The sequence below is a fragment of the Mesorhizobium sp. M1338 genome, from assembly GCF_040318045.1.
In the GTDB taxonomy this organism is placed as follows: Bacteria; Pseudomonadota; Alphaproteobacteria; order Rhizobiales; family Rhizobiaceae; genus Mesorhizobium.
Genome location: NZ_JAMYLL010000089.1, coordinates 1 through 11,017 on the forward strand (window position 1 = coordinate 1; position 11,017 = coordinate 11,017).

12 protein-coding genes and 1 pseudogene are annotated in these 11,017 nt (G+C 62.6%); 3 read left to right on the forward strand and 10 right to left on the reverse strand.

Annotated elements, in window-relative coordinates:
* Positions 1-106: 106 nt before the first annotated feature.
* The 5 genes from NKH19_RS32165 to petA all read right to left on the reverse strand — a co-directional run bounded on the left by NKH19_RS32165 (position 107) and on the right by petA (position 4,828).
* On the reverse strand, positions 107-652 hold the full coding sequence (locus tag NKH19_RS32165) for an adenine phosphoribosyltransferase (RefSeq protein ID WP_352873889.1): 546 nt from the start codon (positions 650-652) through the stop codon (positions 107-109).
* 9 nt (positions 653-661) lie between these two features.
* Positions 662-1,807, reverse strand: a complete 1,146-nt coding sequence (locus NKH19_RS32170) for an alpha-hydroxy acid oxidase (RefSeq protein WP_352873900.1) — start codon at positions 1,805-1,807, stop codon at positions 662-664.
* A 180-nt stretch (positions 1,808-1,987) separates the two neighbouring features.
* Positions 1,988-2,860 carry a cytochrome c1 gene (locus NKH19_RS32175; RefSeq protein ID WP_352873891.1) on the reverse strand — a complete coding sequence of 291 codons (873 nt, stop codon included), beginning with the start codon at positions 2,858-2,860 and terminating at the stop codon, positions 1,988-1,990.
* Positions 2,861-2,949: 89 nt separating this feature from the next.
* Positions 2,950-4,251 (reverse strand): cytochrome b, encoded by a 1,302-nt coding sequence (locus tag NKH19_RS32180; RefSeq protein WP_352873893.1) that lies wholly within the window; start codon positions 4,249-4,251, stop codon positions 2,950-2,952.
* 16 nt (positions 4,252-4,267) lie between these two features.
* Complete coding sequence (gene petA / locus NKH19_RS32185; protein WP_352873894.1) at positions 4,268-4,828, reverse strand: ubiquinol-cytochrome c reductase iron-sulfur subunit; 561 nt, start codon at positions 4,826-4,828, stop codon at positions 4,268-4,270.
* A gap of 259 nt (positions 4,829-5,087) precedes the next feature.
* Between petA and NKH19_RS32190 the strand changes: the two genes are divergently transcribed.
* Genes NKH19_RS32190 through NKH19_RS32200 form a run of 3 tightly spaced genes read left to right on the forward strand, consistent with a single transcriptional unit; the run spans position 5,088 to position 6,147 of the window.
* Positions 5,088-5,378, forward strand: coding sequence for a type II toxin-antitoxin system Phd/YefM family antitoxin (locus NKH19_RS32190; protein WP_352873895.1), 291 nt, complete (start codon positions 5,088-5,090; stop codon positions 5,376-5,378).
* Complete coding sequence (locus NKH19_RS32195; protein WP_352873896.1) at positions 5,378-5,797, forward strand: type II toxin-antitoxin system VapC family toxin; 420 nt, start codon at positions 5,378-5,380, stop codon at positions 5,795-5,797. Before NKH19_RS32190 ends, NKH19_RS32195 begins: the two co-directional genes overlap by 1 nt.
* A gap of 5 nt (positions 5,798-5,802) precedes the next feature.
* Positions 5,803-6,147 (forward strand): cupin domain-containing protein, encoded by a 345-nt coding sequence (locus NKH19_RS32200; protein ID WP_352873897.1) that lies wholly within the window; start codon positions 5,803-5,805, stop codon positions 6,145-6,147.
* 57 nt (positions 6,148-6,204) lie between these two features.
* Here NKH19_RS32200 and NKH19_RS32205 read toward each other — a convergent pair whose 3' ends face one another.
* The 5 genes and pseudogenes from NKH19_RS32205 to NKH19_RS32225 form a co-directional block, all read right to left on the reverse strand.
* Complete coding sequence (locus tag NKH19_RS32205) at positions 6,205-6,516, reverse strand: DUF6665 family protein (protein WP_352873898.1); 312 nt, start codon at positions 6,514-6,516, stop codon at positions 6,205-6,207.
* Position 6,517: 1 nt separating this feature from the next.
* A complete protein-coding gene (locus NKH19_RS32210; RefSeq protein ID WP_352873899.1) occupies positions 6,518-7,009 on the reverse strand; it encodes a GNAT family N-acetyltransferase in 492 nt (163 codons plus the stop codon).
* 4 nt (positions 7,010-7,013) lie between these two features.
* Positions 7,014-8,618 (reverse strand): ABC transporter ATP-binding protein, encoded by a 1,605-nt coding sequence (locus NKH19_RS32215; RefSeq protein WP_502911096.1) that lies wholly within the window; start codon positions 8,616-8,618, stop codon positions 7,014-7,016.
* A gap of 192 nt (positions 8,619-8,810) precedes the next feature.
* Positions 8,811-9,032: pseudogene (locus NKH19_RS32220) on the reverse strand (hypothetical protein); the annotation flags it as partial.
* On the reverse strand, positions 9,029-10,915 hold the full coding sequence (locus NKH19_RS32225; RefSeq protein ID WP_352874151.1) for an ABC transporter ATP-binding protein: 1,887 nt from the start codon (positions 10,913-10,915) through the stop codon (positions 9,029-9,031). The gene NKH19_RS32225 and the pseudogene NKH19_RS32220, both read right to left, overlap by 4 nt.
* Between the last annotated feature and the right edge of the window lie 102 nt (positions 10,916-11,017).

Sequence of the window (11,017 nt, forward strand, 5' to 3'; positions counted from 1 at the left end):
CGCCGTCGTCGAACGCGGCACTCCGTGGAGCAAAAGTCCACCCGCAAACCACACCGCCTGAGCTAATGGTTGCGCTTCTCCCACAGGGGGAAGGAAGAGCGCCCCTTTAATGCCCTTCGAACCCGATCAGCGTCCGCACCGGCACGCCGAGCGCTTCGAGCTTGGCGCGGCCGCCGAGGTCCGGCAGGTCGATGACGAAGCAGGCGGCGAGGATATCCGCGCCGATCTGGCGCAGCAGCTTGACCGCGGCTTCCGCTGTGCCGCCGGTGGCGATCAGATCGTCGACCAGGATCACCTTCTCGCCGGGCGAAACGCCGTCCTTGTGCATCTCCATCTCGTCCAGCCCGTATTCCAGGCTGTAGGCGACGCGCACCGTCTCGAAGGGCAGCTTGCCCTTCTTGCGGATCGGTACGAAACCCGCCGAGAGCTGATGTGCGACGGCGCCGCCGAGAATGAAGCCGCGCGCCTCGATGCCGGCGATCTTGTCGACCTTCTGGCCGGCATAAGGATGCACCAGCTCGTCGATGGCGCGGCGGAAGGCGCGCGCATTGCTGAGCAGCGTGGTGATGTCGCGAAACAGGATGCCGGGCTTGGGATAGTCCGGAATGGTGCGGATCGCGGCAAGCAGCGCGTCTTCGAGGGAGGATTTCATGGTTCGAGATTACCTGAAACGGAGGTTGTTGCGCGACAATTGTTCGATCGAACCGCAGCCCATCAGCTTCATGCCGCGTTCGATCTCGACCCGCATCTGTTCAAGCGCCCGTTCTACGCCGGGCTGGCCGGCCGCTGCCAGCGGGAACAGATAATAGCGGCCGACGCCGACGGCCTTGGCGCCGAGCGACAGCGCCTTGAGAACATGCGTGCCGCGCCGCACGCCGCCATCCATGATGACGTCGATCCTGTCACCGACAGCATCGACGATCTCGGCAAGCTGGTCGAACGCCGCTCGCGAGCCATCCAGCTGCCGGCCGCCATGGTTCGACAGCACAATACCGCTGCAGCCGATGTCGACGGCACGCCTGGCATCCTCCACCGACATGACGCCCTTGAGGCAGAACGGACCCGACCACAGCTTGACCATCTCGGCGACGTCGTCCCATGTCATCGACGGGTCGAGCATCTCGGTGAAGTAGCGGCTGATCGACATCGTGCCGCCTCCCATGTCGACATGCTCGTCGAGCTGCGGCAGCTTGAACCCTTCATGGGTGAAATAGTTGATCGCCCAGGCCGGCTTGAGCGCGAACTGCAGCATCCCGGCCAGGTTGAGCTTGAAGGGAATGGCAAAGCCGGTGCGCTTGTCGCGCTCGCGGTTTCCCCCGGTGATGCTGTCGACGGTCAGCATCATCACCTCTACGCCAACCGCCTTTGCCCGTTGCATCATCGCCCGATTGAGGCCGCGATCTCTATGGAAATAGAACTGATAGACCTGCGGGCCGCTGCTGATCCGGCGCGCCTCTTCGAGGCTGACGGTGCCAAGCGAGGAGACGCCGAACATCGTGCCATATTTGGCGGCGGCCTTGGCGACCGCGCGCTCGCCCTGATGGTGGAACAGCCGCTGCAAGGCGGTCGGCGAGCAATAGAACGGCATCGCCAGCTTCTGGCCCATGACCGTCACCGACATATCGATCTCGCTCACCCCGCGCAGGACGTTGGGAACCAGGTCGCAGGTGTCGAAGCTTTCGGTGTTGCGGCGATAGGTGACCTCATCATCTGCCGCGCCGTCGATGTAGTTGAAGATCGGCCCCGGCAGCCGCTGCTGCGCCATGCGGCGGAAATCTGAAAAGTTGTGACAGTCGCTGAGCCGCATCATCGAAATCCAAACATCGTGCCGTCGACAGTTCTTTCGTCAAGGATGCTGTGTGGCATACCACGGGGCGCCGTGCCAACGGACCTGTTCGACAGACCGCACCTGACCACCAGGTCGCCGGCTCCGTTCAGCAAAAAGGGCGCCCCTCGGCGCCCTTTTGCGATCGTTTGGCTTTGTGGCTTAATGTGCCACGCCTTCCCACACCTTGCGCTTGGTGAGATAGACCAGCGCGCCGAACAGCAACAGGAACACCAGCACGCGGAAACCGGTCTTCTTGCGATCTTCCATGTGCGGCTCGGCGGCCCACACCAGGAAGGCCGAAACGTCGCGGGAATACTGGTCGATGGTCTGCGGCGCGCCGTCATCATAGGTCACTTGGCCGTCGGAGAGCGGCTTGGGCATCTTCAGCGACACGCTGGACATGAAGTACGGGTTGTAGTGAGTGCCTTCCGGGATGACCATGCCGGCCGGAGGCGTCTGATCGTAGCCGGTCAGCAGCGAGTGGATATAGTCGGGGCCGCCCGCGTCGTACTGGGTGAAGATGTCGAAGACGAATTGCGGAAAGCCGCGTTCGACGCCGCGCGCCTTGGCCAGCAGCGACATGTCGGGCGGAGCAGCGCCGCCATTAGAGGCAGCGGCGGCCTCGTCATTGGCGAAGGGCGCCGGGAAATGATCGGACGGCTTGCCGGGACGGTCGAACATGTCGCCGGCGTCGTTGGGGCCGTCATGGATGGTGTACTCGGCCGACAGCGTCTTGATCTGGGCATCGGAATAGCCGAGGTCCGACAGCGTGCGGAAGGCCACCAGGTTCATCGAATGGCAGGCCGAGCAGACTTCCTTGTAGACCTTGAGGCCGCGCTGCAACTGCGCCTTGTCATAGGTGCCGAACGGGCCGGTGAAGCTCCAGCTCATTTCCTTCGGTTCGTTGATCGGGAAATGCGTTGGATTGGCCGCGTTATGTGCCTCTTCGGCGGCGACAGCCCAATTGCTTGCTGCCCCGGTGCCGGCGGCCACAAGGCCGATCAGCGCCAGCGAGGTGAGAATCTTTTTCATGCCAAATCCCCTTAGATTCTCTACCGGTCTGTCTTCCTGTTTGAGCATGATCTTGTCCGAAAACCGGTTCCCACTTTTCGGGATCATGCTCAGCCCTTAGTCTCTGGTGCGGCCGTGGCGCCCGCCGGATGTCCGACACCGCCCTTGTTCTTCTCGAGCACCGCTTCGGTGATCGAGTTCGGCAGCCTTCGTGGCGTCTCGATCAGACCGAGCACCGGCAGCGCGACCAGGAAGAAGGCGAAATAGACCAGCGTCGCCATCTGCGCCATGAACACATAGCTGCCTTCCGCCGGCTGCGAGCCCAGCCAGCCGAGCAGGACGGCATCGGCCACGAAGACCCAGAAGAACAGCTTGTACCAGGGCCGATAGACCGCCGAGCGTACCTTCGAGGTGTCGAGCCACGGCACCAGGAACAGCATGACGATGGCGCCGAAGAGGCACAGAACGCCGCCGAGCTTGGAGTTGATCGGCCCGATATTGAAGGTGATGGCGCGCAGGATGGCGTAGAACGGCAGGAAATACCATTCCGGCACGATGTGGGCCGGGGTCTTCAGCGGGTTGGCGACCGTGTAATTGTCGGGATGGCCGAGATAATTCGGCAGGTAGAAGACGAAATAGGCGAAGAAGAACAGGAATACGAGCATGCCGAACGCGTCCTTGATGGTCGCATAAGGGGTGAACGCAACGGTGTCGGTCTTCGACTTGACCTCGATGCCCGTCGGGTTCGACTGGCCGACGACATGCAGCGCCCAGACGTGCAGCACGACGACGCCGGCAATCATGAACGGCAGCAGGTAATGCAGCGCAAAGAAGCGGTTCAGCGTCGGGTTGTCGACGGCAAAACCGCCGAGCAGCAGCTGCTGGATCCAGTCGCCGACCAGCGGAATGGCCGTGAAGAAGCCGGTGATGACCGTGGCGCCCCAGAAGCTCATCTGGCCCCAGGGCAGCACGTAGCCCATGAAGCCGGTCGCCATCATCAGGAGGTAGATGATGCAGCCGAGGATCCACAGCAGCTCGCGCGGCGCCTTGTAGGAGCCGTAATAAAGGCCACGGAAGATGTGGATATAAACGGCGATGAAGAAGAACGACGCGCCGTTCGAATGCAGGTAGCGCAGCAGCCAGCCCGAATTCACGTCGCGCATGATCTTTTCGACCGAGCCGAAGGCAAGATTGCTGTCGGCCGTGTAGTGCATGGCCAGCACGATGCCGGTCAGCATCTGTGCGACCAGCATGATCGCCAGGATACCGCCGAAGGTCCACGCATAATTCAGGTTGCGCGGCACCGGATAGGCGATGAAGCTGTCATAGACCATCCGCGGCAGCGGCATGCGGGCGTCGAACCAGCGTCCGAGACCGGTTTTGGGCGTATAGGTCGAGTGTCCCTCGCTCATCGAAATATCCCCTGCCTCAACCGATAAGGATCTTGGTATCGGAAATGAACTTGAATACCGGCACTGCCATGTTCTCCGGCGCAGGGCCTTTGCGGATGCGTCCGGCCGTGTCGTAGACCGAGCCGTGGCATGGGCAGAACCAGCCGCCGAAATCGCCTTCCTGGCCGAGCGGAATGCAGCCGAGATGCGTGCAGACCTGAACCATCACCATCCAGGCTTCCTTGCCGGGCGTGGTGCGGTTGGCGTCGGTCGCCGGCGCGTCGGCCGGCAGGTTGGCGTTGCGGGCGATCGGATCCTTGAGGTCGCCCAGATTGACCGCCTCGCCGTCCTTCATTTCCTGTTCCGTGCGGTTGCGCACCACGACAGGCTTGCCGCGCCACTTGACGATCAGCGACATGCCCGGCGTCAGCGAGGCGACGTCGACCTCGACCGAGGCGAGCGCCAGCGTCGAGGCATCGGGACGCATCTGGTCGATGAACGGCCACGCGAAGGCACCCGCGCCGACCACTGCGGCCATGCCGGTGGCGACGTAGAGAAAATCACGACGGTTGGGATCCTGGGTGTCGGTTGCGCTCACGGGTGCCTGATCCTTTCGCCTCTTCCGTGCCGGTGGCTGAGCCTTGTTCCCGCTCGATTACGCCAACCCGACAGCGCATGGCGAACAGGCTTGCGAATTCCTCCGGCATTTGGACCTCGGTTTATGCGTGAAGCCCGTTTTTGTCCAGACGGATCAAGGCACAAGGGCAGATTGTCGCGGGCGTTCCGCGCAGCGATGGATTTGACGTGCTTGGCTAAATGTAGCAATATGTCTACATCTTCTCGACGGAGGTGCTGAAATGAACATCTCGACGAAGACGGTCACCATCATGTCGAGCCGTGAATTCAACCAGGACACGGCGCACGCCAAACGGGCAGCCAAGAATGGGCCGGTCATCATCACCGACCGTGGCAAGCCCTCCCATGTGCTGATGTCGATGGAGGAATATGAGAAACTGAAGGCCTTGGGCAGGCCAGAGAAACATAGAAGCCTCGCGGACGTTCTGGCCGATGATAGACCGGAAGCGGATTTTGATTTCGACATACCCGAACTCAAGAGCTTGTCCCTGCGCCCGCCCGAGTTCGACTGATGTATCTACTAGATACCAATGTCCTCTCCGAACTCAGGCGGAGAGACCGATGCGACCCGAACGTTCGGGCCTGGGCAGAAGGCCGAAATCCAGGTGAGTTTCATGTTTCGGCCGTCAGTATTCTTGAAGCCCAGATCGGCGCCCTCAGAGCGGAGCGAAAGGACAAGAGGAAAGGAGCGATTCTGCGCGCCTGGGTAGACGGATTGGTTGCCGAAATCGCAGAGCGCATACTGCCCGTGGATCTTGCTGTTGCGCTTCGCTGCGCGCCGCTCCACGTCCCGGATCCCAAGCCAGACCGCGACGCGTATATCGCCGCGACCGCGCTGGTCAACAACATGACGGTTGTGACCCGCAACACGAAGGATTTCGAAGATACCGGCGTGAAACTGTTCAATCCGTGGATACCGGCGAAGGGTTAGACGGCATGGCACATATCATAGACCGCGACACTTGGGCTGTTCGCGCCGACCGCTGGAAGGGCGATCTGCAATGCGGCGCCTACGGCTCCAACTCCTGCCTGATCTTCAACTACCTGCCCGATGTCGGCGGCGGTCCTCGGCTGCACACGCATCCCTACGCAGAGATCTTCATCATCCGTCAGGGCACCGGACTGTTCACGGTCGGCGACAAGGAGATCGAAGCTTCCTCCGGCCAGATCCTGATCGTGCCACCCAACACGCCGCACAAATTCACCAATCTCGGTCCGGGCCCGCTGGAAACGACCGACATCCACGAGAACGGCAGCTTCATCACCGAATGGCTTGAATAGACCATGATCCCGAAAAGTGGGAACCGGTTTTCGGAAAGATCATGGTCAAAGACAGAGTTATTTGGCGCCGAGCCTCGCAAGCACGGCCTTCGGGATGTTGTATTCGCGGATGACGGCGTCATGCCTACGCAAGCCGCACAGTTCGCGCTGGATGAAATAGCCGTGCACCGCCTCGGCCGCCTCCTTGAGCAGCCGGGCGCGCGGTTGCTCGTCGGCATTGTCGCGCAGCCTGGCCAGCGTTTCCTCGACCCGTTGGCCGGCACGGCCGAGCGCGGCCGCCTTCTCGGCGAGAATTTCATGGCCGAGCGCGTCGAAGGCGGCTTCGGCAGCGGTAGCGCCGGCTAGATGAGATGGCGGACGCAGGGACATTTCAGCCTCCTTTCCCGAAGACCATGCGGTGTGTGACGAATTCTTCGCCTTCCACGCGCTGAAAGCCAAGCCGTTCGTAGAAACCGAAGGCTTCTCGCGGCGCGCGGGTGTTCAGCACGGCGAAGTGGTGACGCGCCCTGTCGATAACGGTCTCGACCAACATCCGGCCAAGACCGGTGCGGCGGTGACGCATACTGACGAACAGGTGCCGGACCCGGCCGTGATCCCTGTCCTCGAAATATGGATCGATGTTCAGCCCGCACACGCCGACGAGTTCCCTTCCATGCCAGGCACCGTACAGCGCCTCGCCGCGGCTCAGGAACTTGTTGCGGCCGCTTGCCCAATCATCCGCCAGGCGCACCAGCATCCAGTAGCCTTCCGACCGGCTTTCCTGCCTCAGCGCGTCGAAGGCCGGCGTGGCTGGCCGGAGCCGCTTGAGCACATAGTGGACCCCGGGGCCGATCTCTGGGCTGACCTCTGGCGATTTAGCCATGGAGCTACTCCGCCGGACGTGTCTCTTCGAGCACGCTGTCCTCGTGATAAAGAAACCCGCCGGATTGCCGCTTCCACAGCCGCGCATAAAGCCCGTCTAGCACGACCAATTGGTCATGCGTGCCTTGTTCGACGATGCGGCCACTGTCGAGCACCACCAGCCGGTCGAGCGCGGCGATCGTCGAGAGCCGGTGGGCGATGGCGATGACCGTCTTGTTCTCCATCAGCCGCGTCAGATTCTCCTGGATCGCCGCCTCGATGTCGGAATCGAGCGCCGAGGTCGCCTCATCGAGAATCAGGATCGGCGCGTCCTTGAGGAAGACGCGGGCGATCGCCACGCGCTGGCGCTGGCCGCCCGACAATTTGACACCGCGCTCGCCGACAAAGGCCTCGTAGCCGGCGCGGTCCCTGTTGTCGCGCAGACCAAGGATGAACTCGTGCGCTTCGGCCTTCTTCGCCGCCGCGATCACCTCGGCGTCGGTCGCGTCAGGCATGCCGAGCTTGATGTTGTCGCGCAGCGAGCGGTGGAACAGGGCCGTGTCCTGGCTGACGACGCCGATATTGGCGCGCAGCGAATTCTGCGTGACATCGGAGACGTTCTGACCGTCGATGGTGATCGACCCGCCTTCCAGGTCGTAGAGGCGCAGGATCAGATTGGCGAGCGTCGTCTTGCCGGCGCCCGACGGCCCGACCAGTCCGACTTTCTCGCCCGGCCGCACGACAAGGTCGATGCCGTTGAGCACACCGAACCCCTTGCCGTAATGGAATTCGACGTTCTTCACCGCGATGCGCCCGCCGGCCACCACGAGCTCTTTGGCGTCGGGTGCATCGACCAGGCCGAGCGGCTGCGAGATCAGCGCCTTGGAATTTTCCAGCACGCCGAGGTTCCGCAATATGCTGTTGAGCTGCATCATCAGCCGGCCGAGCAGCATGTTGAGCCGCAGCACCAGCGACAGCGTGAAGGCGACCGCCCCAACGGTGATCGAGCCCTCGACCCAGAGATAGACGGCAAAGCAGCCGATCGCGGTGATCATGATGCCCGACAGCGTCGTCAGCGCCATGCGCACGCCGGTCAGCCGGCGCGTGAAGGGGCGCAGCGCGTCGAGATAGATGTCGAAGCCATTCTTGATGTAGTGGTCGTCGCCGTCGGCCGAGAACAGTTTCAGCGTCTGCACGTTGGAATAGGAATCGACGATGCGGCCGGTGATCATCGAGCCGGCCTCGGCGGTTTGCTCGGCATGCTTGCGGATCGCCGGCAGATAGAACTTGGCCAGCCAGCCGAAGGCGGAAATCCAGATCACCACCAGCACCGCCAGCCTGAGATCGAGGCCAGCGACCAGCGCCAGCGTCGTCACCGTGTAGACGATCATGAACCAGACGACCTCGATGAAGCTTTCCATCAGGTCGCCGGTCGCTTGGCCCGCCTGCCAGACCTTGGTGGCGATGCGGCCGGCAAAATCGTTCTGGAAGAAGGCGTAGGACTGGCGCGACACGTGCCGATGCGCCTGCCAGCGCACCAGATTGTAGAAGCCGGGCGTGATCGTCTGTTCGTCGACCAGCGCCGACAGGCCGACGACGATTGTGCGGATGACCAGCACGACCGCGATCATGAACACCAATTCAGGGCCGGCGGCATTCCACAATGCATGCCAGCTGCGCTCGGCCGGGGGCAAGGGGCGAAATTGGGCCCCCCATCCCACCAAGATAAAAAAGCCCGCCACCCCCCCCCCCCCCCCGCGAAACTACACCAAAAACCCCGCGCGGGCCCAAACCAACATCCCCCCCCCGGGCCGCGGGGGGGCCCGGGGCCTCAAATGCCCCACCCCCGCCCCGACGAAGTAGAACAGGCCGGCCTCGACCAGCGGCGCGATGCCGCCGATCACCAGCATCGCGAAGAAGGCGAACTTTGCCTGGCCGACATAGTGCCAGAGAAAGCCGCCGACGCTGGTCGGTGGCCGAAGGCTGGCTGGCTCCCTGAACGGGTAGACCCAGTTCTCGAACCAGCGATAGACGGCAGTCATCATTCGGCAGCTTGGCCCTTTGCAAGTGCGTCATTGGCGACATCGGTCGGGACGTCCTCAAGCAGGAACCCGCCCGATTGGCGCTGCCAGAGCTGCGCGTAGAGCCCGCCTTGGGCGACGAGTTCCTCGTGCGAACCTTCCTCGATGACACGGCCCTTGTCCATCACCACCAGCCTGTCCATCGCCGCGATGGTCGACAGCCGGTGCGCGATGGCGATGACGGTCTTGCCTTGCATGAGCTTGTAGAGATTCTCCTGGATCGCCGCCTCGGCTTCGGAATCAAGCGCCGAGGTCGCTTCGTCAAGGATAAGTATAGGTGCGTCCTTCAACATAACGCGAGCGATGGCGATGCGTTGCCGCTGGCCGCCGGACAATTTGACACCGCGATCGCCGACATGGGCATCGAAGCCCTTGCGGTCGCTGGCGTCCGAAAGCCCTGATATGAAATCCAGCGCCTCGGCGCGCCGCGCTGCCTCGACAAGCATCTCTTCCGAGGCATCGGGCCGGCCATAGAGGATGTTCTCGCGCACCGAACGATGCAGCAGCGATGTGTCCTGCGTCACCATGCCGATCTGGGCGCGCAGCGAATCCTGCGTCACATCGGCGATTTCCTGGCCGTCGATCAGGATCTTTCCGCTCTCCAGGTCGTAGAAACGCAGCAGGAGATTGACCAGCGTCGACTTGCCGGCGCCCGAACGGCCGACGATACCGACCTTTTCGCCCGGCTTCACCGCCAGCGACAGGTTCTCGATCACCCCTTTCCGCTTGCCGTAGTGGAAGCGGATATCCTCGAAGCGTATCTCGCCCCTGGAAACGGTGATGTCCTTCGCCCCCGGCCGGTCCTCGACCAGGCGCGGCAACGAGATCGAGGCGATGCCGTCCTGCACCGTGCCGATATTCTCGAACAGGCCCGACATTTCCCACATGATCCATTGCGACATGCCCCATAACCTGAGCACCAGCCCGATGACCACGGCGACCGCGCCGATCGTCACCGACTGCCCGAGCCACAGCCACAGCGCCATCGCCGTGACCGAAAACAGCAGCAGCGAATTCATGATGTAGAGCAGGCCGAAAAGCACCGTCACCAGCCGCATCGACCGGTAGACGGTCTGCAGGAAGCCGGACATGCCTTCCCGCGCGAACGACGCTTCGCGGCGTGCATGGCTGAACAGCTTGACCGTCTGTATGTTGGAGTAGCTGTCGACGACACGGCCGGTCATGGTCGAGCGCGCATTGGCCTGCTCCTCGCCGACCTTGCCCAGCTTCGGGATGAAATAGCGCAGCAACAGGATGTAGCCGACCAGCCAGACGCCGAGCGGCGCGGCCAGCCGCCAGTCGGCCGAACCGACGATGACCAGCATGCCAAGGAAATAGACGATGACGTAGTTCAGGACATCGATCAGCTTGATGACGCATTCGCGCACGGCGAGCGCCGTCTGCATCAGCTTGGTGGCGATGCGGCCGGCGAACTCGTCCTGGTAGAAGCTCATCGACTGCTTGAGCAGGTAGCGGTGCACCTGCCAGCGGATGCGCATGGGATAGTTGCCCATCAGCGTCTGCTGGTTGAGAAGCGAATGCAGCCATACAGTGCCCGGCAGCGCGAACAGCACGATGAAGGCCATGCCGGCAAGCTTCCAGGCTTCCGTCTGCAGGAAGGTTTCGCGATTCTGACCCGACAGCCAGTCGACGATGCGGCCGAGGAAGCCGAACATCCACACTTCCGCGATCGCGATCGCCGTCACCAGCACCGCGTCGAGAAGGATATAGGGCCACGCGCCGCGCGTATAATGCACGCAGAAGGCTACCAGCGTCCTGGGCGGCTCGACCGGTTCCGCCGCGGGGAACGGATCGAGCCGTCTTTCAAACCAGCTAAACAACAACATGGCTCATGCTCACAAATCTGTCTTCCGCCTATGCGGCGCGCGAACGTACGAAGTCGCCGGAACGCATGGCGCCGAGGGCCGACGGTCCGGAATCATCCGGAC